This window comes from Mesorhizobium sp. WSM4815 (genome assembly GCF_055811575.1).
Map to the genome: position 1 here is coordinate 194,034 of NZ_JBVVQS010000096.1, position 26,398 is coordinate 220,431.

A 26,398-nucleotide genomic window follows, 5' to 3' on the forward strand; every position below is an offset into this window, starting at 1 on the left:
GTGTGGCCCTTACACCCTCCATTCAATAATCCGTCGATCGGCTGACCTCGTCCCAATTGAGCGCGGCCGCGGCACGGACGGCATCCGTCTGTGCTATGCGCTCTAAGGCATCACGTCCCAGAATCAGTTGCTCGGGCAGATTATCCTCACGCGATAAGTCGAAGATCACATTGGCGACCTTGCCAGGGTCGCCGGGCTCGTTTCCCGCATAATTCTCGGTCATCCGCATGATCTCGCCTATTGTCGGATCGTACTCGTCGAGCAGTGCCGGCGCGTGGCCACGGGCAACCCGCGTCCAGTTGGTGCGGATGCTGCCCGGTTCGATGGCAATGGTCTTGACGCCGAAGGGTAAAACCTCCTTGGCCAGTGATGCGGTGAAACCACTGACCGCCCATTTGGCGGCGGCATAAGCGGTGGACCCCGGACTTCCGAAGCGAGCGGAGCTGGACGAGATGTTGATGATGTGTCCCGATTTCTGCCTCCGCATGACCGGGAGCGCCGCGCGGGTCAGGTTCACTACACCATAGAAATTGGTGTCGATCTCGGCTTTGAAGTCAGCCTCGGAGGTCTGTTCAAACGGAGCAAGATGAGCGTAGCCGGCATTGTTGAGCAGCACGTCAAGACGACCGAACGTCCGGACCGCTGTGTCAACGGCATTCTGTGCGGCCTTCATATCGGTGACGTCGAGTCAACGAGAGCGACGTTTTCGGGATAGCGCTGCTTGAGTTCCGAAAGGCGACTGACGTTTCGGGCGGTCGCCACAAGGTTGTCTCCCCGTGAAGGCACGAGTTCCGCCGTGCTTCGGCCGATGCCACTGACGCTACCTGTAATGAGCCAAGTCTTGGGCATTTGTTCTCCGGGTCATCTCGCAAGGGTCGCGGAAGCGAACCGCTTTACGAAAGCATCGCTGCAGCGCTGCGAAGATTCAAATGTGCTAGAGGGTCATATCTCCGCTCGGATGGGCTAGGCAGAGCTATCCCAAGGGTCAGGCCTTTGCGTAGATCCATTATTAAACGTGATGGACTGTCTCGGTGCGCGACATGCCCGGGTTCGTCATTTGCTCGTTCGACCAGCGTGCCGACCAAAGACACGCGTAGAACGCTATGTTGAGGGCGCGCGTTCAGTCGACTGCATCAAAGCTGTGAATGACCGATACCGCGGTTTAGAATCTCCCCGCGCTGGGTGTACCGGCGACAGGCAAGAGACACAGCCGTTGTTCGCTGCTCAAGGCGGCATCCTCTGACGTTTTGCGGGAGATCACCCCATGCTCGCAACGGGTCTACCATAGACCTTCGCATCGCCTGACCGACACTGCCGTTCGATAGTCGCGCGGACCGAGGCGGCGCAATCTCCTCCGCAGACACTAGGTGGCCATCCATGGAGGCGCATGCCAACCCACGGGGGGCCAGCGGCGGAGGTGGCCGATACGGCCGTGGGTAAGGCGATCAGCAGGAGACAAACATGAGCTTTGGACAACACCTCACACCCCGGTAGGCCGGAGCCTGACGAGTTGGTTCCGGCGCGCTACGCGCTGCGGAGCCGTTAGCGGCGACCCGATTAAACGGGCTGAACTCGTGAGCCCGCAATTGATAGCCTTATGGCCGCGCAGAAGCGGGCGTGGCTGAGTTGAGAACTGAAAAGGATCATTAAATGGCTAAATTTGAGGTCGGCTACGTTATTGGTAGCCTCGCGTCTCAATCTATCAACCGACGGCTTGCGCTCGCGCTCGTCAAACTCGCTCCTTCGAATTTGAGGCTCAGGGAAATCCCCATCCGGGATCTGCCGCTCTACAGCTACGATTATGACTCCAATTATCCAGAGGTCGCAAATCGCTTCAAGAGTGCCATAGCTGATACCGACGCCGTCCTTTTTGTTACGCCAGAGTACAATCGTTCGATACCCGGCGCGTTGAAGAACGCGATAGATTGGGCTAGCCGGCCGTACGGGCAGAATGCGTTCACGAGGAAGCCATCTGCGGTGATAGGAACGTCTCCCGGTTTGATTGGCACCGCTGTCGGCCAGCAGCACTTGCGCACTGTCCTCGGCTTCTGCGATTCGCCGCAGATGAACGCGCCGGAGGCTTACATCCAGTTCACGCCGGACCTTATCAGCGATGATGGCGAAGTGTCGCGCGAATCCACAGCCGAATTCCTGAAGACCTTCATGGTGGAATTCAGTGGCTTCATCGAACGGGCACGTACCGTGCCGGTTCCCGCCTGACCGATCCGGGGTTCGACGCCGCCCGGCTGGAGGACCCCGTGCTGTACGCTTCGCTGGGCACGGTGTTCGATGGGGGGCCCGCCCTGCTGCGGACCTTCGCGACCGCGCTGGCACCGCTGGGCGGCACCGTTGTCGTCTCGACCGGGTCCACGGAACCGGCAGACCTGGGTCCGCTGCCAGCCAACGTGCTGGCCCGCCAATCCGTGCCGCAGCTCCAGGTGCTGGACCGGGCGGCGCTCTTCGTGACCCACGGCGGCATGAACAGTGTCAACGAGGCGATGCGGACCGGGGTGCCGACACTCGTCGTGCCACAGGGGGCAGACCAGCCAATGGTGGCGCGGCGGGTTGTAGAGCTCGGTGCCGGCCTCGAGCTCCGCACGGACGACGCCACTGCAGAGACGGTGCAGGCGCTCGCCCGGTGTCTGCTGGACGAGCCGCGCTTCCGCGAGGCGGCAGCCGCACAGGGCGCCGCACAAAAGCAGGCCGGCGGCGCCCGGCGTGCCGCCGACGAGCTCGAGCGGTATCTCGACGACGTGCTCGGAGGCATCGCGACCGATCGAGCACAGGGGCGCTGAACCATGTCGACGACGGTCGCCGTACCCATGCTTCGGCCTGCAGCACCGGCCGAAATCCGCTCCGCGGACTCCGGCCCGCCCTTCGGGTGGGCGATCCCCGTTCCGGTTTTCAGCTTGTCCCCCGTTCTCCCGGTCCTCGCCGGACAGGCAGGGGCAGGACGAGGCCTGCCCTGCCTTCCACTGGAAGGGAAAGAAGGGTGGCCGCTTGAAAAGAAGCTGATGCGGCATGGTTGAAGCGAGGATTGAGGGGGCCGGGCCCAGCCTGGCCGAAATTACAGAGCGGCATATCGCGGCGCAAAATTAGTGTGGCCCTGGGGTCTCAGAAGGCGCCTATCGTGACCCTTCGAATATCCCGGAAAGGGCCGCTGCATCAGACATTTAAGCGTTCCGGTGCCCCGGGGTTAATTTTCGGCGCGCTTTCACATTCAGAGACGACGGTTGATCAGAGTCTCATCCGCGGGTTGGAACATGAGAGACTACTGATCTGAAGTTCCCGAATTCAAGCTTGTCCACCTTCCCCTGACTAGCCCCGCCCCTGCCGGCGCCGCGGACCAGGCAAAGGCTGCGAGCCTTCCAGGCTCAGGCTGGGATCAAGGGTAAAGAGCTCCTGCGCGCGTCCGACGCCACGCAACGCGAACCGGCCGACTGAAACGAGCTTTTTGCGCTCCTCGCCGAGTAGCAGCTCGGCGAATTCCGATGAGCAAAGCATATTGCGACCGGCCGACTCGCACATGGAGCTGATCCGGCTGACCTCATTGACCGGCGGGCCGACAACGGTGAAATCGAGACGGTCCGGAGTGCCGATATTGCCGTAGAAGACCCTGCCGGCATGCAGGCCCAAGTGAATGTCGGCGACAGAAAGGCCATCGTTTTTGCGGCGTTTGGCAAGCTGCAGCAGCCGTGTGCGCATGTCGCGTTCTGCCTCCACCGCGGCGCGACAGGAATATTCGGGCCGCGAACTGGTGAAGATGGCCAGGACTCCATCTCCGATCAGTTTCAGCACATCGCCGCCGGCGGCCTTCACTGCGCCGATGACCGCTTCGGCGTAGTCATTGATCAACGGCACGAGTTGATCGTTTTGAACCGACTCGGACAGGTTCGTATAGCCAGTAATGTCGGAGAACCAGAGTACGGCGTTGATCCTCTTCACCGAGCCGTGGCGGATGCCGCCGCTCAGCACCTGGCGACCAGGCCCCCGGCCGAGATATGCCTCGACCAGCGTCTTGGTGAGCCTTGTCTGCGCAGCGGAACGAACCGCCAATCCCAGATGCGGTGTAAGCCGGGACAGAACAGCGACTTCCTCGTCCGAAAATCCACCCGGGCGCGCTGTGGTCCAGCGGGCGTAGAATGCATCGACATCCTCGACCCTCATCGCCTGCCGGATACGATAGACGATCGCAAGATAGTCCGTCTGGCCGGCATCGCGCAGCTCCTCGATCGCCGGAAAGCCGCGCGTTTCGCCTGCTTCGAGCCGGCAACGTAGGGTCAATTCACGCCGCCGCAGCATCTCCAGAAACGGGCTGCGCTTCCACAACTCCGCTCCCTTGCCCTCACGGCTCGACGGGTATTCTTCTTCGCGGAAGCTGATCGACTCGTCTTCGTCCCAGAAGAAGGCGCGTGCCTCGTGCATCGGGTGCAGCGTGTCGATCATCACAAACGCCTTGCCCAGCGGCAGCCCTGCTTCGACGCAACGCTCGCAGAAGGCCTGTACAAGCGATTCCTCGCTGCGGATGCCAAGCAGCCCAGCCTCCGCGAGCCAGGTGGCAATTTCATCGCAATCGCTGATCTTCATTGCCGACGATAGCTTCCCATTGCACCGCAAAAACGGCGCCAGGGTGTTTTATATCACATGCGTGGTCAACGGAGCACAAGCACGTCACCCGATGACAAGCTGATGCTTGCTGTCCTGGATCGGATGTTGTCGGTGCTCCAAATGGGGATTTACGAGTCTCGGCACGGACTCTGAACCGAACCGAGTAATGTTACCGCAATTCCGACAGGATGCGCACCCAACCGCGTATTCCCTTGCGAAGCCGATCGACACCGTACCGCTCGTTAGGGGCATGAATGGCATCGTCGGCGAGGATGAAGCCCTTGACGATGCAATTGATGCAAAGGCGGTCGGTGAGGAGCCCGACCAGTGGAACGGTGCCGCCTGTTCCCTTGATCAGCGTCGGCTCTGGCCATTCTGCGTCAAGCGCTCGCGCCGTGGCTGCGATGTAGGGGCTGGCTTCGTCACCGTTCCCGCCGGCCCCCTCGAACACAACCTGACAGCCGGCAGGAAGGCGAGCCTCGACGAAGTTTCGAAACAAGGCGCGGATATGTTCCGGTCGCTGACCACCAACCAGGCGGAACGACAGTCGAGCTGTGGCCGATGAGGGTAGAACCGATCGTTCGCCGGGGCCTATATTGCCGCCCACGATGCCGTTGAAGTCGATGCCAGGACGCCCCACATCAACTCGACCGTACCGTATCCGCCTTCATCATATCCTCCGGTTACCGAAACGCCGGCCAGAGCCTCAGTGAGATCCAGAGCTTCCCACTGAACACCCGACATTTAGCCCGACGGGCGGCTGAAGCGGCGGCGATGGAACGCTATGAGGCTGCAAACAGTTATCCCCGAGATCCGCGCGTTCACCTCAGTCGGTTTCGAGACCCTCGCAAGCATAAAGGATCCAGGATCGATAAAGCTGATTGAGTCCAGGCGGCGAAGCAATTGATGGCTCGAGAGCAGTCCTTGCGCCTACGATTGGCGTTTGCCGCCGCGCCAGTCCGCGAAAGGGCCGGCCATGGCGGCAAAGCAGCGCAGTAAAGCCCCGATCCCCAAATACCCGCTCTGGATCACTCTGCCCTATACGCTTTTTGTCGCCGTGCTCACGCCGGTATACTGGTTGCGATACGGCCCCGGCAATTTCCTGTGGTTCTCCGATATTGCGCTCTTTGCCGTGCTGATCGCGTTGTGGACCGGCAGCCAACTCCTCTATTCGATGATGGCAGTCGGCGTTCTGCCGCTCGAGTTCGCCTGGTTGGCGGACTTCGTGACCGGCGGCAAGCTGACCGGGCTCGCTGCCTACATGTTCGATCCAAGGGAGCCCGCATATGCGAGGACGCTGTCCGGCTTTCATTTGTTCATGCCGGTCATCATTATTTTCATGCTGATCCGGCAAGGCTACGACCGCCGCGCGTTCAAAGCGCAGACCGCTCTCGCCTGGGTGGTACTGGTTGCAAGTTACTGGTTCACCCGGCCCGACGAGAACATCAACTGGGTGCACGGGCCTGGTCCGGAGCCGCAGAAGATCTTGCCGCCACGCATGTATCTCGGCCTGTACATGGTGCTTTTGCCCCTGGTCGCCTACTTGCCGGTCCATCTCGTATTGAAACGGCTGTTCCGGCCGTAGCTGGCCATGCGGAGACGACCGGCGAATTCCAATGCGCTGCGCGTCCAGGCTTCCATCCCCGGCCAGCGCATTAGTCTGATGATCTTGGGCGGGGCGCAGGCGAATTGTCTCGGTGAACGGTTTTGGGGCTCGTCCTGAGTGGATCGCTGCCGTTTAGCATCCTGATCGCATCGAGGAACAACGGCTCCCTGCGTTCGTTGGCCTTCGGCGAGATAAGGAGCCAAATCATGCAAAGAGACCAGAAACGGAATCGCAAGGACGATTCTCCCAACATCTCTAAAACCACGGGCGTTGACTCGAGACATGAACGACAAAAAGCTCGTCCCGACGCCGATGATCCGACTGACCCGGAAGAGGTATGGAAGAGTTCCGAGACGACACCCAGCGCGGAGCGAAAGAAAAAACGTCGGAAGAACCAGACGGGCGTGTCGCCGATGCGGGCGACGTCGGTGGCGGTCAGCCTTCGCCCTACGAGACGGAAGTGCAGGCGGACAGCGTTGCCCAGCAGACAGACCGCAACAGGCAGACTGGTGAGAAGCCGAAGCCATCCCAGGAATGAAAAGCCTCGTCATCCATAGGCGCACCGCGCCGTTCGACCGGCACGCCGTCACGATCGGCGAGCAGGACGCAGCATCCGACATCGCCCACCGCAAGATAGAGCCGGTCCAAGCTCGATTGGGCGGCCCGGACGAGCGGTTCAATGCGTTGCCGGGGCTCTCCCAATTCCGCCTCTGTCAGATGGCGTGGCGGGCCGAGCACGGCAAAAAGTCCACTGTCACCGAAATGCCCTTCACCGAAATACCCTTGCGCCGACACCACGGGATGGCGGCTGACGCTTCGCTCGTCTGCCCTGCCTGGCTCAACGCGGTCGTCGCAGCATCGGGACTTGCGTCGGCGATGAACCGACCTGGATCGCGCCGAGCGGTTCGAAGCCGTGGCGCCGGTAGAACGGAATGTTGCGCGGGTTCGAGGATTCCAGATAGGCGGGCGCGTGATCGCGATCGCACTGCGCGAGCGCGTACGCCATCAAGGCGTTGCCGTGACCTTCGCCCTGATACGCCGGGTCGACGCCGATCGCGGGCAAGTACCAATGCGGTTCGGTCGGGTGGTACTTGGCCATCTGCTCGAATATAGCGGCGACTTCAGCGGCAAGAGAGGGCGCAACCGTGCTCTCGACAACCGCACCAAGCCCTTCCTCGTCGGGATGCACACCGGGCGACAGCCACAGCGCCGCCCCGGCATAGCCATCGGTGCAAAAGCCGCTTCCGTTTGAGAATGCCCTGGCCCCGAACGCGCGGACCAGTCGCGGCATGGCCGCAAGGTACTGGTGTGCATGCGGCCAGGTCCATCGCGCCATGGGATCGGCTGCAAACGCCAGCACGATTGTTCCGATCGCCGGGTCTTCATCGGCGGCGGCCATAACCCTCACTGTCGGCGATTTCATGCTGCCCTCCAAACGACGCAAATGGTTCGATGAGGCGCCCGTGCCCTCAACGGGCGCCGCAACAAGCGGGCAGGAATCAGGCAGTCCATCGGAACCCGCCCCACATCTGGCTACCATATTTCGCCTCCGGCGTTAAGTTTAACGCCTGACGCTACAAGTTGTTTCGAGAAACGGAAAGGAAACCCCCGAGGAAGGAGACAGGAGCGATGACGAAACACAAGACCGGAACACGCGAGGAATGGCTCGGAGCGCGGCTCGGACTGCTCGAGGCGGAGAAACGGCTCATGCGGCAGAGCGACGAACTGGCGCGACAGCGACAGGAACTGCCGTGGGTTCGGATCGACAAGGAGTATCTGTTGGAGACCGAGGAGGGCAGCGCCTCGCTCGCCGACCTCTTCCAGGGGCGCTCGCAACTCTTGGTCTATCATTTCATGTTCGGCTACGGATACCGGCTCACCGATGAGCGCCAAGGATGCACCGGATGCTCCTTGATCGCCGATCACTTCGACTGCGTCATCCCCCACCTGAACGGCCGCGACATTACCCTCGTTTGCGAATCGATCGCCCCGTTGCCGGAGATCCAGGACTACAAGCAGCAAATGGGCTGGCGCTTCCCGTGGGTTTCGTCGCTCGGGAGCGATTTCAAATACGACCTCGGCGCCGCCTTCACCGAAGAGCAGCAGAGAGACGGCGCCGACTACAACTATCAGCATGTCGACAGGGCCGAGCCGCAGAAGGAGGGAATGAGCGTCTTTGCGCTCCAGGACGGTGCCGTCTACCACACCTACTCGACCTACGCCCGTGGCACCGAGGCGTTTATGGGGGTCTACCGTTTCCTCGACCTGGCTCCGTGGGGAAGGAACGAGGACGGGCTCGAGTTCCCCCAGGCGTGGTGGCGCCGCCACGACGAGTACGGCAATCGCTGAGTGTCATGGGCACGACCGCGAATTGCGGTGACGATGCACCTGCCGTGCCTCGATCCGTAATGCCGCGGTGGGCGGCAGATCCGCCTCCTGAAGATAGTGCGCGTCTACCCCGCCTCCGGCCGGTTAGCCTGGCGGCATCTTCTCGAACGTCTTCAGCGCGGTATCCATCTTGTCCCAGGGGAGAGCCCGGCTGCCGTAGGTGATAACGGTCGGATTGAAGCGGCTCGGATCGTCGAGGCTCGCGGCATGGACCGTGATCGGCTCCGGCATGGCGGTGTACGTCAGATAGACCGGCGTTCCGCAGACCGGGCAGAAGGAATGGATTTTGACATTTCCGTTGTCCGCCGCGACACGCCAGTCCGTCGTCGTGCCGGTGATGGCCACGTCGGCTCGCGACGCAAACGTCAGATAGGATCCATGACCGGTGCCGCTTCTTTTCTGGCAATCGCGGCATTGGCAGTGGTTTTCGAAGATCGGGGCTGCCTTTGCCTCGTAGCGGACCGCGCCGCACGCGCATCCGCCGGTGTAGAGAGTGCTCATCTGCTCGGTCCTTTGTTCTGGGTCAGGCCGCCAGTTCGGACGCGCGCGGCCTGGCGAAGACATCGATCGCCTGACCCGTTTCGAGGAAGGATTTCAGGCTGGAGAGGACGATCGGCCAACCCTTTTTGATGCCGTTCGCCATGCCGCTGCCGGCTTCGAGGTCGTCATGGCTGACGGTCAGCCGGACCATGGCCTCGTATTCCTCGAGCTCGAAGGTCACCCGGCTGTAGCTCGTCGGATCGGACGCCTGCGAAGCGTTTGCCCAGGTGATGACGAGACGGGTCGGCGGCGACACCTCGACGACCTTGCCGACGAGCTCGACGGTCCGTTCGTCATTAGCGCGGATGTGCTGCCAGCTCGAGCCGGGCTTCCAGTCGGAGACGTTCTCGTGGCCCCAGTAGCGCCGTGCGAGGTCCGGTTTGGTTATGGCCTCGAACACCTTTCCCGGTGTCGAGACAATATAGGTCGTGTAAGTGAAGCTGATCGTTTCCCTGCTCATTGCTACGCTCCTTTTGTTTCGCGAGCATAGGTAGATGGGGAAACCGGGTTCGTGTGAGTGACAATCTTGTCGCGAATTGCATCTGATATGAAAATGAGATGAAAAAGGTTCACGCATGACGCGCTGGCAGCTTGCTCATGGACGGTATCTCGATCTTGGCGCGCAATCGTTGCTGATGGGGATTTTGAACGTCACGCCGGACAGTTTCTCCGACGGCGGAGAATTCGACCGGCCGGAGCGGGCGCTGCAGCAGGCGCGGCGCATGATCGGCGAGGGCGCGGCGATCATCGATGTCGGCGGCGAATCCACCCGGCCCGGCGCCGGCGCCGTCTCGGCGCGCGAGGAACAAGCGCGCATCCTGCCGGTCATCGAGGCGCTGTCGTCCGACGGCGGCAGTCTGGTTTCGGTCGACACCTACAGGGCCGAGACGGCGCGGCTGGCGGTCGCCGCGGGCGCGCATATCGTCAACGACGTGCATGGCCTGCAGCGCGAACCCGACATCGCGCAGGTTGCGGCGGAAACCGGCGCCGGCCTCGTCATCATGCATACCGGGCGCGGCCGCGAAAAACTGGTGGATGTGATCGCCGACCAGTTCCTGTTCCTGAACAGATCGCTGGAGATCGCGCGCGACGCCGGCATCCCGGACGAGCGGATCGTGCTCGACCCCGGCTTCGCTTTCGCCAAGGACGGCGAGGAAAACCTCGCGCTCATGGCTCGCTTCGGTGAGTTGCGCGCGCTCGGTTTTCCATTGCTCGTCGGCACGTCACGCAAGCGCCTTGCCCGTCACCTGGTCGGCGGAAGTGACGAGGGGCGAGACGTCGGCACAGCGGCAACAAGCGTCATCCTGCGGCTGAAAGGCGCTGCGATCTTTCGCGTGCACAACATTGCCGTCAATCGCGACGCACTGGCATTCGCCGACGCGGTGCGCGAGCACGAGACCGGGGAATAATGCGTGTCGCCCAAAGTGCGCAGCGGTTTTGGGATAACGACACGCATAAAAACAAGAAGGCGCGTCAGGCGGGCTCGGTGACGACGCCGATCCGCCGATAGACGAATTGTTCGTCGTTCGAAGGAACTGCCGCAGCACGCTGGGCTTCGTCGATCAGCATGGCCATGCGCGCATGGATCGGCGATTTCGCGCAAGCCGGGTCCGTCGCGGCGGCGTCGCCGGCGATCGCCATCGCCTGGCAGCGGCAGCCGCCCCAGTCGATCTCACGCCGTTCGCAGCTGCGACAGGGCTGCTGCATCCAGTCGGTGCCGCGAAAGGCGTTGAATGCCGGCGAATCGGTCCAGATTTCGGCCAGGCTGCGCGGTCCGAAACGCTCAAAACTGAGCGACGGGATGGTCTGTGCGGCATGGCACGGCAGCACGGTGCCGTCCGGCGCCACCATGAACGCGTCGCGCGCCCAGCCGCCCATGCACGGCTTGGGATAGATGGCGAAATAATCCGGCGTGACGAAATCGATGTTCATGATGCCGGTGAGCCGTTCGCGCGCCGCCGCGACGATCTCCGCCTGACGGTCGACCGCAGCACGCTCGGGCATCAGTTGATCGCGATTGGTCAGCGCCCAGCCGGCATACTGCACGTTGGCGATCTCAAGCCGCTCCGCGCCGAGCGAGAGCGCCAGGTCGATGAATTCCGGCACTTCCTCGATGTTGTGGCGATGGATCGGCGCGTTGATGGTAAGCGGCAGGCCGGCTGCGCGGGCGCGGCGTGCCGTCTCCAGCTTCTTTTCGTGGCCGCCTTTGTGATTGCCGATGCGGTCGGTGGTCGCCGGCCGTGCGCCTTGAAAACTCAGTTGCAGATGGTCGAGCCCGGCTTCGGCAAATGCCTCGATGCGGCCTTCGGCAATGCCGACGCCGGCGGTGATCAGGTTGGTGTAGACGCCGCGCGCCGAAAGCCCGGCGATCAATTGCTCGAGGTCGCGGCGCAGCGTCGGTTCACCGCCCGACAGATGCACCTGGAGAACGCCGAGATCGGCGGCCTGCGAGAACAGATCGAGCCAGGTCTGCGTATCGAGTTCGCGATTGGCCTTCAGCAATTCGAGCGGATTGGAGCAATACGGGCATTGCAGCGGGCAGCGATGCGTCAGTTCCGCCAGCATGCCGATCGGAGGGAGAAGGGGCTCGCTCATAGTTTTACCAGCAGCTTGTCCGACCATTCTTGCAGGAAGGCGACGACGTCGGCCGCCACCGCCTCCTGTTCGGCGTCATAATCCGCGGCAAGCTCGGCGATGATGTGGCCGACCGTGGACCGTCCATCGCAGCGGCGCAATATATCTAGGCTAATGTCATTCGGCCAAAACACCTTTTCCGGCGAGAGCACGGCGAACGCCTGCCGCACGGGATCGTACTGTATGCGCACGTGCTTCGGCAGCGACGGCACCGATCGCGACGACACCAAAGCTCTTTCGCGCAGCGCCATCATTGGGCTGGCTCCGGACGGAAGGCGCCGGGCGGGATGTTTCCGGGCTCGCCATAGGCGTGTTGAAGCGCGTCGAGCATGACCCACAGTATATCGCATTTGAACACCAGCGCATCGATTGCCTGCTGCTGGCGTTCCGCCGTGTCGGCATGGCCGAGCACGTAGGCGAGGGCGAAGTCGGCGTCGCGCGAGGCCTGTTCGGGCCGTCGGCTGAAATAGGCCAGCGTATCCTCGGTGATGTAATCGTATTTGGCCAGCATCGCCGGAACCCGTTCGCCGATGATGAGCGGCGAGAACATCTCGGTCAGCGACGATGCGACCGCCTCGAACAGCGTCCGGTTCGTGCAAAAGGCGAGGTAGGCGCCGACCGCGAAACGTGTCGCCGGCAGCGCCAGCCTTTCGCTCTTCACGTCATCGGCATCGAGGCCGAGCGAGGTCGCCAGATGCAGCCAGCGCGCGATGCCGCCGCTCCAACCGTCCTCGCCATCATGGTCCTCGATGCGTTTGCGCCAGGCGGCGCGAAACGCCGGATCCTGCGCATGTGCGAGGATCATGGCGTCCTTGCGCGGGATGACAGCCTGGTAGCAATAGCGGTTCAGCGCCCAGGCCTGCATCTCGGTCCTCGACAGCGCACCGCTGGTCATCCTGTGATGGAAAGGATGGCGGTTGTGATAGCGCTCGGCGCCGACCTGCCGCAGCACGGCTTCGAGCTCGCTGGAGGACAAGCCGTTCCTGGCCGCGTCGTGGAAATTGCTCAAAATTCCATCTCCATGCCGTCGCGGGCGACTTCCCAGCCAGCCGCTTTGACCGCTGCGTGTTCGGCGGAATTCTCGTCGAGAACCGGATTGGTGTTGTTGATGTGGACGAAGACACGGCGGCCGATCCTCAACGCGGCCAGGCCGGCGATCGACCCATCGTCTCCCGACATGGCCAGATGCCCCATGCGCGCACCGGTCTTTTGGCCGACGCCGGCGGCGATCATCTCGTCGTCGGTGTAGACCGTGCCATCGAACAGGACGCAGGCGGCATCGGCCAGGCGCTTGCGCAGGGCCGCATCGATGCGCGCGCAACCCGGGATATAGAAGACGGAGCCGCGACTGCCGGCACCGCCGATACGGACGCCGATCGTGTCGCCGGCGTCGGAACTGAAATTGGCTTCCGGCCGGCTTCTTTCCTCGAGATAGAGGGCTATCTTGCCGGGCACGGGAAAACTCTCGACAGTCACGCCGGTGTCGTGGCCGTCTGCGTCGCAGATCGCCAGTTCTTCTGCCGGCGGCAAGGTGCGTCGCGGCACGAGCGCCGGATCGAGGACATTGAAGATCGAATTCGCCTCCAGCGTCGCCAGCACCTGTGTCGTTGCGTAGATGGCGAAGGGCTGCCGCTCACGCAGGCTGAGTAGGCCGGCGACATGATCGACATCGGCATTGGTCAGCACCACCGCGCGGATGGGCGTCGAACGCAACGGCGCATCCTGCGCGGGCTGCAATTCAGGCGTTTGCGCAATCTGCTGGCGAATATCGGGCGAGGCGTTGAAGAGAACCCAGCCGGCCCCATCCACTGAGGCGGCGATGCTTGATTGGGTTCGCGAATGCACGCCAGCCATCCCGGTGCGAGCCGCGCGGCTCAGGGGAAAGTTGCAATTCCACTGCGGAAAGCCGCCGCCTGCCGCCGAGCCGATGATCTTCAAGCGCATTGCAATGCCCGCTCTGCGGCTTGTTCAACCAACAGCAAATCTTCGACCGCGAATGGATTCGCGCCCGCATTGAACGCGTCAAAGTCTTTCACGAAGACCTCGCGCGGCAAGACAGTGCGTGTCCCCGTTGCCGGGGACACGCACCTCTGCGGCCTACTTCTTGGGAGTAATTTCAGCAGGCAGATACCGCGAAATCTCGAAGCCCGCAGCAACTTGGCACATGGTCGGTTTTGTCCAGCTCTTCTTCATGGCTTATCTCCTCTTCTACCAGCCCGAAGGGGCCGATCCTTTTCTCAGTCAACCATTGCTGGGCACCATTGCAATGGCTCGTCCATCAGCTCTCAAAATGGACAAATGAAACGGCAGGTTCTGAAAAGTCGAAAAACAAGAAAATAACAATGCTCATGCTCAATTGCTAATCACATAAGGCTTCCTTTCCTCCAGCGGAAGGTTGGCACGTTCCCATCCATCGGCGCCGGGCGGATACCAGATCACCGAACTGTAGCCCCATTCGATGGCCCGTTTCGCAGCATTCCACGACATCCAGCAATTCGTCATGCAATAGAACAGAATGGCACGCGACTTGTCGGGACCGGCTTCGGCCGCGAGGCCTTGGCGAAAATAGTTGGCGGTCTCCTCGGAGATAGCACCGTAACCGACATTGGCCAGCCAGGTGCTGCCTGGGATGTCCTTTCTGATCTTGGCTCTCCAAATCGTTCCCGCCGGCAAATTAGTCGGCTTCGGCGTGTTCGGCATGACGTCGAAGAACACGGCCTTCTTCTCCCGCCACAGCGCCTCCGCCTCCGCCGTCGTCACGACCTTCGCGCCCTGCAGCGTCTGCGGCACCGGCGCCCGATAGTCGTCCATCCGGTAGCCGCCGGGCTCGGCGATATCGCCAGCCCACATCGGTTCGGTCAGACCGAGAAGGCTCGCGGCAACCAGCAATATCGTCTCCTTTCCCTTCATGCGTTTCTCGTCATTGCGTGATCGGATTATCGTGTTCGTCGATCAGCGGCACATCGTAGTCCAGCAGGATCCTGGTGATCTCCGCCTGGTTTTCCCTGATCACCCGGTTGAGCGTCCGCTTCCATTCCTGGTCGGATGGACGCACGCCCATGGTGATGCGGTATGACATGCGCGAGCCGGTCTTTTCCTTCACCAGCGGAACGATCGTGAGATCGGCGCCGAGTTGCTTGGCGTAGTAGCCTGCCATCGGTCCCCACATGACCGCCGCATCGATCTTGCCGGCGAGCATGTCCTTAATCATGACTTCCCCCATGGAGGGGGTGAGGCGGGTATCCACCGCCAGCGGATAGATCTTTGCCGTTCGCATGAGCTTGTTGGCGGCCATGTTGGCAGTCGGCGGTGTGCTTTCGACGACGCCGATCCTTTTGCCGGTGAGTTTCGGATCCTCGATGGTCTCGACGCCTTCCATGCCGTTGCCCTTCGGGTGCACCAACACATAGGACGAGCGATAGTAGGCGTTGGTGTTCTGCACCAGTTCATCGCCTTGGGCATAGCCCATGATGATGTCGCATCGGTTGGCGGCCAACGTGTTGCGCACGAAGCCGGCGACAAGAGGAAACCATGTATAGGCGACGGACTTTCGGCCGGTTTTCGCGGCAACCAGATCGGCCAGCCGGTTTTCGAAGCCTTCGCCGCTCTCGTCGGTGAACGGCATGTTCGAAGGATCGGCGCAGACGCGCAGAATGTCTGGGTCGACCAGTTCGCCCGCGGCACCAAGGCCGGCGTCCTGCGCCTGGGCGTTCGCAGGCAGCAAGGCGAGTGCGCCGAGCATCGGCAGGACAAAACACAGCTTCAACGCGTCACGGCCAATCATATCATCCACCCATGCAGGATGCTTCGGCATCCTTCGCTGCCTGTGGCTTGTCTGCTTTCTTCGGCGGCCTGCCGCGCGGCGCCGCACCGTCGGCGCGGGCACGCAGATAGACGTAGAGATCATCCATGTAGCAATAGACGTTCTTGTTGTCGCCAAAGGCAGGCATGACATTTTCCTTGCCGCCGCCGACATTCTTGCGGCCCTCGGCGACGATCGAGATGAAGGTGGCGTAATCCATTGTTTTCAGGCTGTTGAGCAGGGCCGGCGCATAGCTCGAACCGGTGCCGTCCGGTCCGTGACAGACATGGCAATCGGAGTGATACCGGCGGTAACCGCTGAACGTATACCAGTCGACGGCTCCGTTTTCGATCTTGAAGGTCGGATTTCCATCCGCGTCGAAATGCTTGCCGCCTTCTTCCGTCACGGCCTTGGCTTTTTCAGCGCTGTCCTGGGCATGCGCGAGGCTTGAACTTGCCAGAGGCAGCGCCAGGGCGAGAGCGGAAATTACAATGCGAACGGACATTCAGCTACTTCCTTGATTTCTTGATTTCGCCTGCACACGGTCTTGCTGTCGTGAAGCGGCATGGATCGATGTGGGTGCGCGGCGAAATTGAGAGCCCGGTCCTGGCTTCCCGGTGATCCGGGCTCTCGCTTTTCAAGCCTTGGTCTTCTCAAAAAACCGAGGCGTGCCTAAGGTTCCCGTGTTTCAGTCGTTCCCGTTTTTATCAGTCCGGGAGACCGAAGACGGTGAGCTGGCCGCCCAGCGTCGTGTAGTCGGCAAGTGCTGCGTAGCCACCGACCGCGCCCAGACCAGCAGTCCCAACGACCGCAGCCTCGTCGCCTTGCGCACGGCCCTGATCGACGGCGCCATGCCAGGCAGCGGCGTTGTCGGGCGAAAGCAGTCCGCCTGCCAGACCGATACCGGCCCATCCACCGACGCCGGACAGAACGGCGATGTATTGCTTGCCGCCATGCTCGTAGGCCGTGATGTTGCCGATGATGCCGGACGGGGTCTTGAACTTGTAGAGTTCATTGCCGTCATGATCGACTGCCTTGATGTAGCCCTCGAGCGTGCCGTAGAAGACGACGTCGCCGTCGGTCGCCAGCGCGCCCGACCAGACCGAGAACTTCTCGGGCTTGGACCAGACGATCTCGCCCTTGGCAGCATCCCAGGCAATGAAGTTGCCCATGTGGTCGGCTCCAGCGGGAGGATACATCGACACGGTGGCGCCCACGTAAGGCTGACCGGCGGTGTAGCTCACCTTGTAGGGCTCATAGTCCATGCAGACATGGTTTGTCGGCACGTAGAACAGACCGGTCTTCGGCGAATAGGTCGCCGGTTGCTGGTCCTTGGTTCCAAGCGCGGCCGGGCAGATGCCCGTCGAGTTGGTGTCTTCGCCGTTCTGCTGGGTCGAATATTTGGCGACCACCTGCGGGCGGCCGTACTGGTCGCTGCTGGGGTCCATGTTGACTTCCGTCGCCCAGTTCACTGCCGGATCGTATTTCTTGGCGACGAGAAGCTCGCCATTGGCGCGATCCATGGTGTAGGCAAAGCCATTGCGGTCGAAGTGCACCAGCACATCGCGCTTGGCGCCCTTGATGTCCATGCCGTCGACAAGGATCATCTCGTTGACGCCGTCATAATCCCACTCGTCATGCGGGGTCATCTGGTAGAGCCACTTGGCCATCCCGGTATCCGCATCGCGAGCCATGATCGTCATCGACCAGCGATTGTCGCCTGGCCTCTGGACCGGGTTCCAGGTCGATGGATTGCCGGTGCCATAGTAGATCAGGTTAAGCTTGGGATCATAGGCGTACCATCCCCAAGTCGTGCCGCCACCGGTCTTCCACTGCTCGCCTTCCCAGGTGTTCGTGCCCGAGTCCGCGCCGACTGGTTTGCCGAGATGGGTGGTCTTTTCGGAATCGATCAGGGTTTCTGCATCGGGTCCCGTCGAATAGGCCCGCCAGGCAAGCTTGCCATCCGAAAGATTGTAGGCCGAGAGGTGGCCGCGAACGCCATATTCGGCGCCAGAGATGCCGACGATAACCTTGTCCTTGACGACCACAGGCGCTGACGTGCCGGATTCGCCCTTTCCGCCGTCGATCTGGTCGCCGTTCTTGACCGTCCAGACGACTTTGCCGGACTTGGCATCGAGCGCCACGACGGTGGTGTCGGCCTGGTTGAGGATGATCTTGCCGTCACCATAGGCAACGCCACGGTTGACCGTGTCGCAGCACATGATGCCAATAACATTCGGGTCTTGCTTGGGCTCGTATTTCCAGAGGATCTTTCCGTCATTCTTGAGATCGAGAGCATAGACGGTGTTCGGGAACGGCGCGTGGACATACATCACATCGCCGATGACCAGCGGCCCGCCTTCATGGCCGCGCAGCACGCCAGTGGAGAAGGTCCACTTGACCTGCAGGTTCTTCACATTGTCCTTGGTGATCTGGTTGAGCTTGGAAAAGCGGGTGTTGGCGTAGTCACCCGTCTGCATCACCCAGTCCTTGGGATTCTCGGCCATTTTCATCAGTTCTTCATTGGCCGACGTCATGTGGACCGCGCCGAACGACATGAGCGCCGCGGTCGTTAGTAGGTAGGCAGTTTTCGCTAATACACGCATCAAAGTCCTCCCAGGGTGCACAATGACGAATCGTCCGTTGAGCCCACCAGGGCTTGCCCAAGCGATTCATGTGGGGGAAGTATTTCCGGCAGCGTGTCACGACCTAAGCCGAATGAGCAGAGGGCACCGTTACTGCCCATCCCACCTGGCCTACGAAAGACTGTCGCCGCTCCCTAATTGACGGTGACGCCCTTGAAGCCGGAAACAGGATGAAGCTATGTCATCCCCAGAAGGAAGGCAAGAAAAATCACTTCCATCTATGTTGCACTGCAATATAGAGAAATAGATATGAAAAAATCCGGACTGAAAGCTATTGATCGACTGTGGATGAAGCGCGATTTATATAAGTGGTTAAATTTTACGTATTTTTTGGGCAAAATGTATTGATTTTTATTTGGGAATATTCGCTGGATCGTATGATTTTAAGTATGCGGGCGTAGCTTCCGGTGCCGATAGTGGAGGAGACCTGAAATCAAGCTCAGCACCAGGATTCGGAGCCGATGTTCGTGCTGTCGGGGAGGCCTTTTGCCGGCCGGGACGGCCCTATCCTTTGGTACTATATGGCCTGCATGAGAACTTGACGGGCGTGGCGACAGGAGGCCAACTGGTGCGGTGATCCGTCTCGATCGATCGGGCTCGATCTGTCACGTTCCGGGCCAATCGGAGGTTCCCCATGATCAGATATGTCGGCTTTTCGAGCTTGCCGCTGTTGCTCACGTCGGCCCTGGCCTTCGCCAATCCGGCCGGCGCCGCCTCAGATTATCCGACGGTGACGGTTGTCGACTATGTGCTCGGCTGCATGCAGACGAATGGCCAGACACGTCGGGCGCTGGAGAGCTGTTCCTGCTCGATCGACGTCATCGCCTCGATCCTTCCCTTCGAGGACTATGAAAGGGCCGAGACCTTCAAGAGCATGTCCCTGACGACAGGGGAGCGTTCGGGACTGTTCCGCGAAAGCGCGCCGGCAAAAGCCGCAAGCACCGGACTGAAGCGCGCGCAGGCGGAAGCCGACGTGCGCTGCTTTTAGACGCTGTGTAAGACCGCCGACGGCGGCTGCATACGGTTTCGAGGCTTCAAAGCCCCGTAGCCTCCAGCGGCCATTGATTGCGAAATACCTTGCCGTCCGTATCGATCGCTTCGACCTGGATTTGGCCAGTGCCGTGCGCGGTGAAATCGAACCGGAAATTGGGATCTTCCGAAATCGATATCCCCCCTTCCATCGACAGGATCAGCCGGTCTGCCTGCGAGACCGACAGTTTCTGAACGAAATGCGCGGGGATGAAATACTGGGTCAAGGGGTTGCGCTGCAGGCCCGAATTGTTCGGGTGGCGGATCATCAGCTGCAATTCCTGCGCCTTTGTCATCGTCTCTTGCGGCGGGAATTGGCGCAGCTTCATCTGCCCCATCGTTGCCATCGCTTCGTCCTGGTTCTTGAGCGCCGGGGCGGAGCATCCGCCTGACGCCTTGACGAAGGTCTGGGCCATGTGAAGCTCGCCGCCCTGCGTCTCTGCTATGGCACGCAAATAGGAATAGTCGTCGACGCGCACGCGCGTCGACAGATGTGTCACACCGGCGTCCTTGCCGATCTCGAACGTCGCCGCTACCGGCGCTGGATTGACGTCTATGATCAAGGTGACGGATTTGATGCCGGCGGGCGCCTTGGCCGGGTCGATATAGATGTCGACGGGCACGATGGCGGCATCCTGCGCCCGCTTCGGCGCCTCGATCCTGACGACGCCGCTATCGACCAGAATTGCCCGATCGCCGAACACGTCGCCTTTCATATCCTGCCAGATCCGGTCCGAAGAGGCGGTTGTCTGCTGGGCGTTGGCGGCGCCGGAGGCGCCAAAGAGCGCGCCGATGGCCAGGATGATCGCGGCGAAGATGGCTGCCAGCGGCAAGCCGAGCTGCCGGCTCCGGTAAGCGTGGTTCTGCATTTCGATGCCTCCACCAATGTCAGAGAGGTGGTGCCCAGGCCGATGTCGAGGATAGACCCTTGACGATGCGTTTGGCAAATCGATCCACCACGTCCAGTGTTCGTCGCTGTGATCTATTCCCATTCGAGTTCGGCAAAGGCGGCTGTTGCATTGCGCTCGTTGTAGTCGTCGAACAGATGCCAATTGCTCCGTTCGCTTGCGCCGGCGGTCTTGACGGCGTCGCGGAGCGGCGTCCCGTCGGCGATCGCCTTGCGAATATCGCGCGCCAGAATTTCGAAATAGCGCCGCTCTGCCGTCAGCCCCGCCGGCCAGTCGGCCGGCACCGGGCCATGACCCGGCACGACGCGCGTGGCGCCAATCGCGGCGAGCCCATCCATCTGGCGGAGCCAGCCGAGCAGCGATCCGTCGAGCGTCGGCAAGGAACCGATGAAAACCAGATCGCCGGCAAACAGCGTGCGGGTCGCGCTGTCGAAGACGGTAAGGTCGTTGTCGGTGTGAGCCGCCTTCCATGCCTGCAATTCGAGCACGCGCCCGCCGAGGTCGAGCTGCAGGCGATCGTCGACCAGCATCGTCGGCGGTATGATCTCGATCCCTTTGATGAGGGCGTCGCCGATCTGTTCGCGAAAGTTCTGCAGGTAGAAGGCGCCGCGCGCCTCGAGGGCGCGCGGCAGATTGTGGTGGCCGACGATGGTGGCGCCGATCTGCCGGAACGCCGCGTTGCCGAAGACATGGTCGGGGTGCATGTGGGTGTTGATCAGGTAGCGAACCGGCTTGGCGCTTATCTTGCCGATCGCAGCGATGAGGGCGTTCGCCTCAATCAGGCTGCCGCCGCTGTCGATGACGGCGACGGCGTCGGCGCCGACGACGACGCCGAGGTTGGAGATCGCGCCCTGGTTGGCGGCGCTCATCAATTCATCGACGCCCTGGAAAGCGAAGACGCCGTCGGCGACGTTCCTGAGCTTGAATTCAAGGCCGTAGGCTGCGGCGACAGCGGCCCGCCCGAGGCAACAGGGCAGCATCGCGGCGCTGACCGCGGTGCAGGCGAAGCCGTTCACAAGCTTGCGTCGTATCCTGTCGATCGGCATGGCTTCCTCCCAATTCCGAACTGTAAGGCGATCAGGCCACGCCCGGAAATTTTTGCTGGAACGACCGCAAAAGGTCGCTCATCACCTGTGGATTGCGATAGTGCCGCGGCAGCCTTACGTCGAACATGCCGAGCACATGCGCCGGCCGCTGCGCGAGCACGATGATGCGATCCGACAGCATCAAGGCCTCGCGCAGATTGTGGGTTACCATCAGGGCGGTCGTGCGCCGCGCCGACCACACGGTCAAAAGCAGGTGCCGAAGCCGCTCGGCGGTCCGTTCGTCGAGTGAGGCAAAGGGTTCGTCCAGGAACAGCACCGCCGGTTCGGTGGCGAAGGCCCTGGCAAGCGCTGCCCTGCGCGCAAGGCCGAGCGAAAGCTCGGCCGGATAGAGCGCGCGCATGCCGGCGAGGCCGAGCGTGTCGAACAGCCCGTCGAGGTTCTTCGTTCTCAGGCTTTTCGGCAGCGCCAGCCTGACATTCTGCTCCACCGTCCGCCACGGCAGCAAGACCGGCTCCTGGAATACGGCGGCGATCCGGTCGGAGCCGCCTTCAGGCAGTTGGAACGAGCCGGAAAAGTCCTTGTCCAACCCAAGCAGGATGCGCAGCGTCGTGGTCTTGCCGCAACCGGACGGCCCCAGCAAGCAGGCGAATTCGCCTTGCCGGACCTCGAAGGAAAGGTCCTGGAGCGCCGTGATCGAGACGCCTTGCGCGGACCTGAAAGTCTTTTCGGCGATGTCGACCCTAAGCGGGACGACGGCGCCAACGGGTTGCATGTCGTTCAACGGGCTGCACCAGAAAGAGTTCGATGACTAGCATCACCGCCACGAAAGCCAGGGTGTAGGCAAGGATGGCGGCGACGTCGAAGAGCTGGAAATAAAGATAGATCTGGAAGCCGACGCCGTTGGAGCGGCCGAGCAGCTCGACCACCAGGACGATCTTCCAGATGAGAGCGATGCCGGATCGTGAGGCGGCGGCAAGATAGGGCTGCAGTTGCGGCAGCAGGACATGGCGAATGCGGTCGAGGAGACCAAAGCGGTAGACGGCGGCCATTTCGGCGTAACTCGGATCAAGCGCCCTGGCGCCCTCGCGCATCGTGACCCCGACATTCGGGATCTTGTTGACGGCAACCGCGCCAATCGCCGCCGCTTCGTTGAGGCCGAACCAGATGTAGGCGAGCACGATGACCACCAGCGCGGGAATGTTGAGGAACAGGACCACCCAGGGAGCGAAGAACCGGTCTGCGCGGCGGTGGCTGCCGAGGAGGACGCCGATGACCGAGCCAACAACCATCGCGACGACATAGGCCGCGGCAACCCGGCCGAGCGTGGCGCCGAGATGGTAGAAAAGATCGCCGTTCGCCGCCTCTGCGAGCAGCACCTGCCAGACCAGTCCCGGCCCTGGAAAGGCACGGCTCGGCCAGGCATTTGCCGCAAGGCCCCACAGCAGGCCAAGCCCGAGCAGAGAGGCCGCCACCGTCAGCACCGGTGTCAGCGCCGCTGCCAGGCCGGATTGGCTGGACATGCCGGCCGCAGCGCCAGGCGGGCGATCGCCGGTATCAGGTGCGCTCATTGCTTGGGTACCTGCCAGAACGTGCCGGGCGCCATCTCCGGCGCCCGGCCGACCAGCTTTTCGCCGCCGATCTCGGCCAGCACACGATAGAGTTTTCCTGCATCGGCCGCATCCTCGGCGACGGGGCGTCTGGGAATGCCCTCGCGATAGCGGTCACGCAGTTTGGCCAATTCCTCGCCTTGCGCGCGGATACCAGGCGCAAGGCGCAGCCATTCATCGTCGGATCTGGCCAGCAAGTCCTTGGACTGCGCCGAAGCCTTGATGAAGCCGCTGATAGCGTCCGGATGTTCGTTCGCCCATTTGTCATGAAAGACATAGCCGAGCGCCGATACGGCGCCCGAGGCCCCGAGCGCTTTCGCCGCAGCATCGGCGCCGATCAGCCGACGAAAGCCGTTGGCCTCGAGGCGGGCGCAGAAATGCCAGAAATTGAGCACCGCATCGAGCTCGCCCTGCATCGCCTTTTCCGAAATCAGCGGCGGCGCGCCAAAGACGATGTCGCTGGTTGCCGCCAGGTCGAGGTCGTGATCGCGTCTGGCCAGCGCCTGGATCAGCAGCCAGCTTTTGTCGAGAGGTCCGCCGGCGACGCCGAGCTTTTTTCCCCTGAGATCGGTGATCGTGCGGATCGGCGCTCCCTCCTTCACCATGATTGCCCCGACGGCGGTCGAATAAGGGACCAATGTGAGGTCGACGCCTTCGGAGCGCTGGCGCGAGACCCACAGCCAGTCGGAAACGATCATGTCGATCGCGCCGGCCAGCAAGGCGACGTTGGTTGCATCCTCGCCGGCGAAATCGACGGCCTCCAGATCGATGCCGTTGGCTGTGTCGAACTTGTGGTGCTTCAGCGTGTCAAGCGCCCAGCTCACGGTGCCGAATTTCAGCACACCGATGCGAATCCTGTTCGTGGCGAAGGAGGGCTTTGGGACAAGTGCCGCGGCTGTTCCAAGAGCCGCCAGCCGGAGCGTTCCTCGACGCGAAATCATGATGATGTCTCCTCCCGGGGCCGCAACGGGCCGGGGCGCCGATCAGATCGCACGGTCTTTGTTCGGCAAAGCGCATTTCCAGCGCTTGACCTTGAGGTTCGGGTGTTCCTGCGACCATTTCGCGATTTCGGTGGGCGCCAGCATCATGCATTGAAACAGAGAGCCGCGGCTCTCGAAATAGAGATGTTCGTCTCGGCAATTGCCCGGATTGGCAATCAGGCAAACCGTCAAGATGAGGTCGACCATATCCATTCAGCACCTCTTGCGCGCTTGAAGACGCCCGCTTTGGCGAAATCCGGCCCGATCCGCGAGCCTGGACAAAATCACCAGCTGCCGGAGTCCCGAGGTGCCCATGGAAAACCGGAATGGTTTGAGGCTACGCGTTCGCCAGATGGCCGTCAATCGCGCCGTTGGTGAAGCTGCCGATCTCCCCCCTTGCGGGGGAGATGCCCGGCAGGGCAGAGGGGGGTGCTGTCCCTCCGACCTGTCGATCAATTACAGCCACACCCTCAGGCTGATTTCCGGTTGGGATGGATAAAGCCGAAAGTTGGCGATCCTTCCCACCCCCCTCTGTCCTGCCGGACATCTCCCCGCAAGGGGGGAGATTGGATGTCGCTTCGGCTTTCGCCAGCCTTCAACGCTGGAAGGCAGCGCAAACCCGAAGCGACTGCGTTGAACTTGGGTAGCGGTTGACATCCCTCATCTGCCGGGTAGCTTCCAGGGTGCAGGCGCTGCAACTCCACAAGGGAGACGTTTTCGCTCTGCATAAAACGATGCATGCCGATGATCAGACAAAGGCATGCGCTAATCGTCCAGGGCACCTTGACGATCAATGAGGAAATGCCATGCGTGCAGTCGCATTTTTCGCCGTCGTGTCCGTTGCGACGTTTATTACAAACCAATCGCAGGCACAGGATGCCGCGGCGGGTGAGAAGGTCTTCGCCAAGTGCAAGGCCTGCCACGTCGTCGACGAGGACAAGAACAAGATCGGCCCGTCGTTAAGCGGCGTTATCGGCCGGACGGCCGGCACGCATCCGGGGTTCAAATATTCCAAACCGATGGCCGAGGCGGGTAAATCCGGCGTCAAATGGGACGAAGCCACGCTGACGAATTATCTTCGCGACCCGAAGGGCATGATCAAGGGTACGAAGATGGCGTTTCCCGGCCTCAAGAAGGACGAGGATCTCGCCAACGTCATCGCCTATCTGAAGCAATACTCCAAATAACCCGGTTTTTCCGCAGGAAATAACCCGGTTCTTCCCCCGGAAGTAACCCGGTTCTTCCGCCGGAAGTAACCCGGTTCTCCCCCCCGGAGTAACGCGACTTCGCCGGCCGTTCGCAAACTGCGCTCGGCCGGCGCGCCCGCACTGCTGGCGCCGGTCACGCGGCGTCTTGCAGCCTGCGCATGGCGGAAGGCAGGTCGAGCAAGCCGTCGCAAACCAGGTCGGCGCCAAGCGCTTCAACGGCAATTTGGGTGTAGCCGCCACGCAGCAGGATAGCCGGCATGCCGGCGGCGCGGGCGGCGGCCACGTCGGCGCCGCTGTCTCCGACCATCAGTGCGTCACGAGGCTCGACCTGAAGCTGGTCGAGCGCCAGCAGCAGAGCGTCGGGCGCCGGTTTCAGGCAAGTTACCGCGTCTCCGCCGACGATCGCGCCGAGATGCTCCGTCAGCCCGAAATGCAGCAGGATTTCGCGAGCCGCCAGCTGCGGCTTGTTGGTCACCACGCCCATGGCTATTCCGCTCAAATGGAAGTGGGTGAGAACCTCCCTGACGCCGGGCATCAGCGTCGTCAGGCCGGTCAGATGTCTGCGGTAGATCGGCGCCATGGCACGGTTGGCCTCGTCGAGGGCGCTGCCGAGGAGCGGGGCGCCGGATGCCGCGAAGGCTCGCTCGACCAGTTTCCTGACGCCGCCGCCGATCATCGCCCTGACCTGTTCCAGGCGCAGCGGCGGCAGATCGCGACCGGCCAGCAATTCGTTGACGGCGGCGGTTATATCGGGCGCCGAATCGACCAGCGTGCCGTCGAGATCGAACAGGATCGCCTTCGGCGATCGAAACGGCCTACTCATGCCGACGTTCATGCGGCGTCCTTCCACTTGATCGAGCAGCCGATCGAAGCGATCTGGTCCAGCGGTCCGTCGCCGGTTCGTGCGATCTGTCTCATCGCCTCGAATAGGTCGCGTCTCAGTCCGGGCGGTCCAGCGTCTCGCCGCGCCGCGTCCAGCCGGCCGCGATATTGCAGCGTCAATTCGCTGTTGAGCCCGAAGAAATCCGGAGTGCAAACGGCTCCATAGGCACGCGCCACCGTCTGGCGCTCGTCGTGGAGGTAGGGAAAAGTGAAGCCGTTCGCCCTGGCGAAGAGCTTCATGTTGTCGAAGGAATCATCCGGATAGGCGTCGGCATCGTTGGAGTTGATCGCGACAAAGCCGATGCCTTCGGGCTTGAGGTCGTCGGCATCGCGGACGATGCGGGAAATCACCGCCTTCACGTAAGGGCAGTGGTTGCAGATGAAGGCCACCACCAGCCCGTTCGGACCGGCGTGGCTGAAGATCGAATGCGATTTGCCGTCGACGCCGGGCAAGGCGGCATCGATGGCTTGCCAGCCGAAATCGCAGACAGGTGGGATTGCCCCCATATTGTGCT

At 61.9% G+C, this 26,398-nt stretch carries 31 protein-coding genes and 1 pseudogene; 9 read left to right on the plus strand and 23 right to left on the minus strand.

The features are described 5' to 3' along the window. Positions 1-22 precede the first annotated feature (22 nt). Positions 23-673 (minus strand): SDR family NAD(P)-dependent oxidoreductase, encoded by a 651-nt coding sequence (locus AC0L2B_RS19315; RefSeq protein ID WP_473746462.1) that lies wholly within the window; start codon positions 671-673, stop codon positions 23-25. 977 nt (positions 674-1,650) lie between these two features. On the opposite strand from AC0L2B_RS19315, the gene AC0L2B_RS19320 reads away from it, so the two are divergent. Together AC0L2B_RS19320 and AC0L2B_RS19325 are read left to right on the plus strand one after the other, a co-directional pair. Continuing rightward, entirely contained in the window at positions 1,651-2,220 is a 570-nt protein-coding gene (locus AC0L2B_RS19320; RefSeq protein WP_473511005.1) for an NADPH-dependent FMN reductase, read from the plus strand. A gap of 38 nt (positions 2,221-2,258) precedes the next feature. Continuing rightward, positions 2,259-2,795, plus strand: a complete 537-nt coding sequence (locus AC0L2B_RS19325; protein ID WP_473746463.1) for a nucleotide disphospho-sugar-binding domain-containing protein — start codon at positions 2,259-2,261, stop codon at positions 2,793-2,795. 523 nt (positions 2,796-3,318) lie between these two features. Here AC0L2B_RS19325 and AC0L2B_RS19330 read toward each other — a convergent pair. Together AC0L2B_RS19330 and AC0L2B_RS19335 are read right to left on the minus strand one after the other, a co-directional pair. After that, positions 3,319-4,587 (minus strand): adenylate/guanylate cyclase domain-containing protein, encoded by a 1,269-nt coding sequence (locus AC0L2B_RS19330; RefSeq protein WP_473746464.1) that lies wholly within the window; start codon positions 4,585-4,587, stop codon positions 3,319-3,321. A 190-nt stretch (positions 4,588-4,777) separates the two neighbouring features. Beyond that, the gene (locus AC0L2B_RS19335; protein WP_473746465.1) at positions 4,778-5,248 is read right to left on the minus strand and encodes a peptidase dimerization domain-containing protein; all 471 of its coding nucleotides are present in this window, start codon (positions 5,246-5,248) and stop codon (positions 4,778-4,780) included. A gap of 336 nt (positions 5,249-5,584) precedes the next feature. Between AC0L2B_RS19335 and AC0L2B_RS19340 the strand changes: the two genes are divergently transcribed. Further along, positions 5,585-6,193, plus strand: a complete 609-nt coding sequence (locus tag AC0L2B_RS19340) for a hypothetical protein (RefSeq protein ID WP_473746466.1) — start codon at positions 5,585-5,587, stop codon at positions 6,191-6,193. Positions 6,194-6,551: 358 nt separating this feature from the next. Next, the gene (locus AC0L2B_RS19345; protein ID WP_473746515.1) at positions 6,552-6,752 is read left to right on the plus strand and encodes a hypothetical protein; all 201 of its coding nucleotides are present in this window, start codon (positions 6,552-6,554) and stop codon (positions 6,750-6,752) included. Here AC0L2B_RS19345 and AC0L2B_RS19350 read toward each other — a convergent pair. Further along, positions 6,743-6,943 (minus strand): annotated as a pseudogene (locus AC0L2B_RS19350) (sigma-54-dependent Fis family transcriptional regulator); the annotation flags it as partial. The gene AC0L2B_RS19345 and the pseudogene AC0L2B_RS19350 overlap by 10 nt on opposite strands. A 109-nt stretch (positions 6,944-7,052) precedes the next feature. Continuing rightward, positions 7,053-7,637: a GNAT family N-acetyltransferase gene (locus tag AC0L2B_RS19355; RefSeq protein ID WP_473746467.1), complete on the minus strand. Its 585-nt coding sequence runs from the start codon at positions 7,635-7,637 to the stop codon at positions 7,053-7,055. Between the two features lie 206 nt (positions 7,638-7,843). Between AC0L2B_RS19355 and AC0L2B_RS19360 the strand changes: the two genes are divergently transcribed. Continuing rightward, on the plus strand, positions 7,844-8,563 hold the full coding sequence (locus AC0L2B_RS19360; protein ID WP_473746468.1) for a DUF899 domain-containing protein: 720 nt from the start codon (positions 7,844-7,846) through the stop codon (positions 8,561-8,563). A gap of 123 nt (positions 8,564-8,686) precedes the next feature. Here the strand turns inward: AC0L2B_RS19360 and AC0L2B_RS19365 are convergent, their stop codons facing one another. Both AC0L2B_RS19365 and AC0L2B_RS19370 read right to left on the minus strand, forming a co-directional pair. Continuing rightward, positions 8,687-9,103 (minus strand): GFA family protein, encoded by a 417-nt coding sequence (locus tag AC0L2B_RS19365; RefSeq protein WP_473746469.1) that lies wholly within the window; start codon positions 9,101-9,103, stop codon positions 8,687-8,689. Positions 9,104-9,125: 22 nt separating this feature from the next. After that, positions 9,126-9,602, minus strand: coding sequence for an SRPBCC family protein (locus AC0L2B_RS19370; RefSeq protein WP_473746470.1), 477 nt, complete (start codon positions 9,600-9,602; stop codon positions 9,126-9,128). A gap of 115 nt (positions 9,603-9,717) precedes the next feature. On the opposite strand from AC0L2B_RS19370, the gene folP reads away from it, so the two are divergent. Next, the gene (folP, locus tag AC0L2B_RS19375) at positions 9,718-10,551 is read left to right on the plus strand and encodes a dihydropteroate synthase (protein ID WP_473746471.1); all 834 of its coding nucleotides are present in this window, start codon (positions 9,718-9,720) and stop codon (positions 10,549-10,551) included. Positions 10,552-10,615: 64 nt separating this feature from the next. Here folP and pqqE read toward each other — a convergent pair whose 3' ends face one another. The 4 genes from pqqE to pqqB are packed head-to-tail and all read right to left on the minus strand — an operon-like array spanning position 10,616 to position 13,720. Further along, on the minus strand, positions 10,616-11,737 hold the full coding sequence (pqqE, locus tag AC0L2B_RS19380) for a pyrroloquinoline quinone biosynthesis protein PqqE (protein ID WP_128180874.1): 1,122 nt from the start codon (positions 11,735-11,737) through the stop codon (positions 10,616-10,618). After that, positions 11,734-12,030: a pyrroloquinoline quinone biosynthesis peptide chaperone PqqD gene (pqqD, locus tag AC0L2B_RS19385; RefSeq protein WP_023797669.1), complete on the minus strand. Its 297-nt coding sequence runs from the start codon at positions 12,028-12,030 to the stop codon at positions 11,734-11,736. The genes pqqE and pqqD overlap by 4 nt, the downstream gene beginning before the upstream one ends. Continuing rightward, on the minus strand, positions 12,027-12,785 hold the full coding sequence (gene pqqC / locus AC0L2B_RS19390; protein ID WP_473746472.1) for a pyrroloquinoline-quinone synthase PqqC: 759 nt from the start codon (positions 12,783-12,785) through the stop codon (positions 12,027-12,029). The genes pqqD and pqqC overlap by 4 nt, the downstream gene beginning before the upstream one ends. Beyond that, entirely contained in the window at positions 12,782-13,720 is a 939-nt protein-coding gene (pqqB, locus tag AC0L2B_RS19395; protein WP_473746473.1) for a pyrroloquinoline quinone biosynthesis protein PqqB, read from the minus strand. Before pqqB ends, pqqC begins: the two co-directional genes overlap by 4 nt. Positions 13,721-13,940: 220 nt before the next feature. Between pqqB and AC0L2B_RS19400 the strand changes: the two genes are divergently transcribed. After that, positions 13,941-14,078: a hypothetical protein gene (locus tag AC0L2B_RS19400; RefSeq protein ID WP_023797673.1), complete on the plus strand. Its 138-nt coding sequence runs from the start codon at positions 13,941-13,943 to the stop codon at positions 14,076-14,078. A gap of 50 nt (positions 14,079-14,128) precedes the next feature. Here AC0L2B_RS19400 and AC0L2B_RS19405 read toward each other — a convergent pair whose 3' ends face one another. The 4 genes from AC0L2B_RS19405 to AC0L2B_RS19420 all read right to left on the minus strand — a co-directional run bounded on the left by AC0L2B_RS19405 (position 14,129) and on the right by AC0L2B_RS19420 (position 18,184). Then, positions 14,129-14,686 carry a PQQ-dependent catabolism-associated CXXCW motif protein gene (locus AC0L2B_RS19405; protein WP_473746474.1) on the minus strand — a complete coding sequence of 186 codons (558 nt, stop codon included), beginning with the start codon at positions 14,684-14,686 and terminating at the stop codon, positions 14,129-14,131. A gap of 10 nt (positions 14,687-14,696) precedes the next feature. Continuing rightward, on the minus strand, positions 14,697-15,560 hold the full coding sequence (locus AC0L2B_RS19410; RefSeq protein WP_051407715.1) for a quinoprotein dehydrogenase-associated putative ABC transporter substrate-binding protein: 864 nt from the start codon (positions 15,558-15,560) through the stop codon (positions 14,697-14,699). Between the two features lies 1 nt (position 15,561). Continuing rightward, a complete protein-coding gene (locus AC0L2B_RS19415) occupies positions 15,562-16,083 on the minus strand; it encodes a c-type cytochrome, methanol metabolism-related (RefSeq protein ID WP_128173349.1) in 522 nt (173 codons plus the stop codon). A 202-nt stretch (positions 16,084-16,285) separates the two neighbouring features. Then, positions 16,286-18,184, minus strand: a complete 1,899-nt coding sequence (locus tag AC0L2B_RS19420) for a methanol/ethanol family PQQ-dependent dehydrogenase (RefSeq protein WP_027151294.1) — start codon at positions 18,182-18,184, stop codon at positions 16,286-16,288. Between the two features lie 673 nt (positions 18,185-18,857). Here AC0L2B_RS19420 and AC0L2B_RS19425 point away from each other — a divergent pair. After that, a complete protein-coding gene (locus tag AC0L2B_RS19425) occupies positions 18,858-19,211 on the plus strand; it encodes a hypothetical protein (protein ID WP_023797678.1) in 354 nt (117 codons plus the stop codon). A gap of 46 nt (positions 19,212-19,257) precedes the next feature. Here the strand turns inward: AC0L2B_RS19425 and AC0L2B_RS19430 are convergent, their stop codons facing one another. The 6 genes from AC0L2B_RS19430 to AC0L2B_RS19455 form a co-directional block, all read right to left on the minus strand. Next, complete coding sequence (locus AC0L2B_RS19430; protein ID WP_091596815.1) at positions 19,258-20,121, minus strand: quinoprotein dehydrogenase-associated SoxYZ-like carrier; 864 nt, start codon at positions 20,119-20,121, stop codon at positions 19,258-19,260. 113 nt (positions 20,122-20,234) lie between these two features. Beyond that, a complete protein-coding gene (locus AC0L2B_RS19435) occupies positions 20,235-21,206 on the minus strand; it encodes a quinoprotein relay system zinc metallohydrolase 2 (protein ID WP_473746475.1) in 972 nt (323 codons plus the stop codon). Positions 21,207-21,237: 31 nt separating this feature from the next. After that, positions 21,238-21,978, minus strand: a complete 741-nt coding sequence (locus AC0L2B_RS19440; RefSeq protein ID WP_473746508.1) for an ABC transporter ATP-binding protein — start codon at positions 21,976-21,978, stop codon at positions 21,238-21,240. Beyond that, complete coding sequence (locus AC0L2B_RS19445; RefSeq protein ID WP_473746509.1) at positions 21,947-22,726, minus strand: ABC transporter permease; 780 nt, start codon at positions 22,724-22,726, stop codon at positions 21,947-21,949. The genes AC0L2B_RS19440 and AC0L2B_RS19445 overlap by 32 nt, the downstream gene beginning before the upstream one ends. 44 nt (positions 22,727-22,770) lie before the next feature. Beyond that, entirely contained in the window at positions 22,771-23,757 is a 987-nt protein-coding gene (locus tag AC0L2B_RS19450; RefSeq protein WP_473746510.1) for an ABC transporter substrate-binding protein, read from the minus strand. A 39-nt stretch (positions 23,758-23,796) separates the two neighbouring features. Beyond that, complete coding sequence (locus AC0L2B_RS19455; protein WP_473746476.1) at positions 23,797-24,006, minus strand: hypothetical protein; 210 nt, start codon at positions 24,004-24,006, stop codon at positions 23,797-23,799. A gap of 593 nt (positions 24,007-24,599) precedes the next feature. On the opposite strand from AC0L2B_RS19455, the gene AC0L2B_RS19460 reads away from it, so the two are divergent. Next, positions 24,600-24,980 carry a c-type cytochrome gene (locus AC0L2B_RS19460; RefSeq protein WP_027151302.1) on the plus strand — a complete coding sequence of 127 codons (381 nt, stop codon included), beginning with the start codon at positions 24,600-24,602 and terminating at the stop codon, positions 24,978-24,980. Positions 24,981-25,134: 154 nt separating this feature from the next. Here the strand turns inward: AC0L2B_RS19460 and gph are convergent, their stop codons facing one another. Together gph and AC0L2B_RS19470 are read right to left on the minus strand one after the other, a co-directional pair. Then, positions 25,135-25,824 (minus strand): phosphoglycolate phosphatase, encoded by a 690-nt coding sequence (gene gph / locus AC0L2B_RS19465; protein ID WP_236473705.1) that lies wholly within the window; start codon positions 25,822-25,824, stop codon positions 25,135-25,137. A gap of 8 nt (positions 25,825-25,832) precedes the next feature. Beyond that, positions 25,833-26,390 (minus strand): thioredoxin family protein, encoded by a 558-nt coding sequence (locus tag AC0L2B_RS19470; RefSeq protein ID WP_473746477.1) that lies wholly within the window; start codon positions 26,388-26,390, stop codon positions 25,833-25,835. Positions 26,391-26,398 lie beyond the last annotated feature (8 nt).

Coding starts and splice junctions, on each gene's coding strand:
- AC0L2B_RS19315 (WP_473746462.1), bottom strand. CDS start 673: ATGAAGGCCGCACAGAATGCCGTTGACACAGCGGTCCGGACGTTCGGT.
- AC0L2B_RS19320 (WP_473511005.1), top strand. CDS start 1,651: ATGGCTAAATTTGAGGTCGGCTACGTTATTGGTAGCCTCGCGTCTCAA.
- AC0L2B_RS19330 (WP_473746464.1), bottom strand. CDS start 4,587: ATGAAGATCAGCGATTGCGATGAAATTGCCACCTGGCTCGCGGAGGCT.
- AC0L2B_RS19340 (WP_473746466.1), top strand. CDS start 5,585: ATGGCGGCAAAGCAGCGCAGTAAAGCCCCGATCCCCAAATACCCGCTC.
- AC0L2B_RS19345 (WP_473746515.1), top strand. CDS start 6,552: ATGGAAGAGTTCCGAGACGACACCCAGCGCGGAGCGAAAGAAAAAACG.
- AC0L2B_RS19355 (WP_473746467.1), bottom strand. CDS start 7,637: ATGAAATCGCCGACAGTGAGGGTTATGGCCGCCGCCGATGAAGACCCG.
- AC0L2B_RS19360 (WP_473746468.1), top strand. CDS start 7,844: ATGACGAAACACAAGACCGGAACACGCGAGGAATGGCTCGGAGCGCGG.
- AC0L2B_RS19365 (WP_473746469.1), bottom strand. CDS start 9,103: ATGAGCACTCTCTACACCGGCGGATGCGCGTGCGGCGCGGTCCGCTAC.
- AC0L2B_RS19370 (WP_473746470.1), bottom strand. CDS start 9,602: ATGAGCAGGGAAACGATCAGCTTCACTTACACGACCTATATTGTCTCG.
- folP (WP_473746471.1), top strand. CDS start 9,718: ATGACGCGCTGGCAGCTTGCTCATGGACGGTATCTCGATCTTGGCGCG.
- pqqE (WP_128180874.1), bottom strand. CDS start 11,737: ATGAGCGAGCCCCTTCTCCCTCCGATCGGCATGCTGGCGGAACTGACG.
- pqqD (WP_023797669.1), bottom strand. CDS start 12,030: ATGATGGCGCTGCGCGAAAGAGCTTTGGTGTCGTCGCGATCGGTGCCG.
- pqqB (WP_473746473.1), bottom strand. CDS start 13,720: ATGCGCTTGAAGATCATCGGCTCGGCGGCAGGCGGCGGCTTTCCGCAG.
- AC0L2B_RS19400 (WP_023797673.1), top strand. CDS start 13,941: ATGGTCGGTTTTGTCCAGCTCTTCTTCATGGCTTATCTCCTCTTCTAC.
- AC0L2B_RS19405 (WP_473746474.1), bottom strand. CDS start 14,686: ATGAAGGGAAAGGAGACGATATTGCTGGTTGCCGCGAGCCTTCTCGGT.
- AC0L2B_RS19410 (WP_051407715.1), bottom strand. CDS start 15,560: ATGATTGGCCGTGACGCGTTGAAGCTGTGTTTTGTCCTGCCGATGCTC.
- AC0L2B_RS19415 (WP_128173349.1), bottom strand. CDS start 16,083: ATGTCCGTTCGCATTGTAATTTCCGCTCTCGCCCTGGCGCTGCCTCTG.
- AC0L2B_RS19420 (WP_027151294.1), bottom strand. CDS start 18,184: ATGCGTGTATTAGCGAAAACTGCCTACCTACTAACGACCGCGGCGCTC.
- AC0L2B_RS19425 (WP_023797678.1), top strand. CDS start 18,858: ATGATCAGATATGTCGGCTTTTCGAGCTTGCCGCTGTTGCTCACGTCG.
- AC0L2B_RS19430 (WP_091596815.1), bottom strand. CDS start 20,121: ATGCAGAACCACGCTTACCGGAGCCGGCAGCTCGGCTTGCCGCTGGCA.
- AC0L2B_RS19435 (WP_473746475.1), bottom strand. CDS start 21,206: ATGCCGATCGACAGGATACGACGCAAGCTTGTGAACGGCTTCGCCTGC.
- AC0L2B_RS19440 (WP_473746508.1), bottom strand. CDS start 21,978: ATGCAACCCGTTGGCGCCGTCGTCCCGCTTAGGGTCGACATCGCCGAA.
- AC0L2B_RS19445 (WP_473746509.1), bottom strand. CDS start 22,726: ATGTCCAGCCAATCCGGCCTGGCAGCGGCGCTGACACCGGTGCTGACG.
- AC0L2B_RS19455 (WP_473746476.1), bottom strand. CDS start 24,006: ATGGATATGGTCGACCTCATCTTGACGGTTTGCCTGATTGCCAATCCG.
- AC0L2B_RS19460 (WP_027151302.1), top strand. CDS start 24,600: ATGCGTGCAGTCGCATTTTTCGCCGTCGTGTCCGTTGCGACGTTTATT.
- gph (WP_236473705.1), bottom strand. CDS start 25,824: ATGAGTAGGCCGTTTCGATCGCCGAAGGCGATCCTGTTCGATCTCGAC.
- AC0L2B_RS19470 (WP_473746477.1), bottom strand. CDS start 26,390: ATGGGGGCAATCCCACCTGTCTGCGATTTCGGCTGGCAAGCCATCGAT.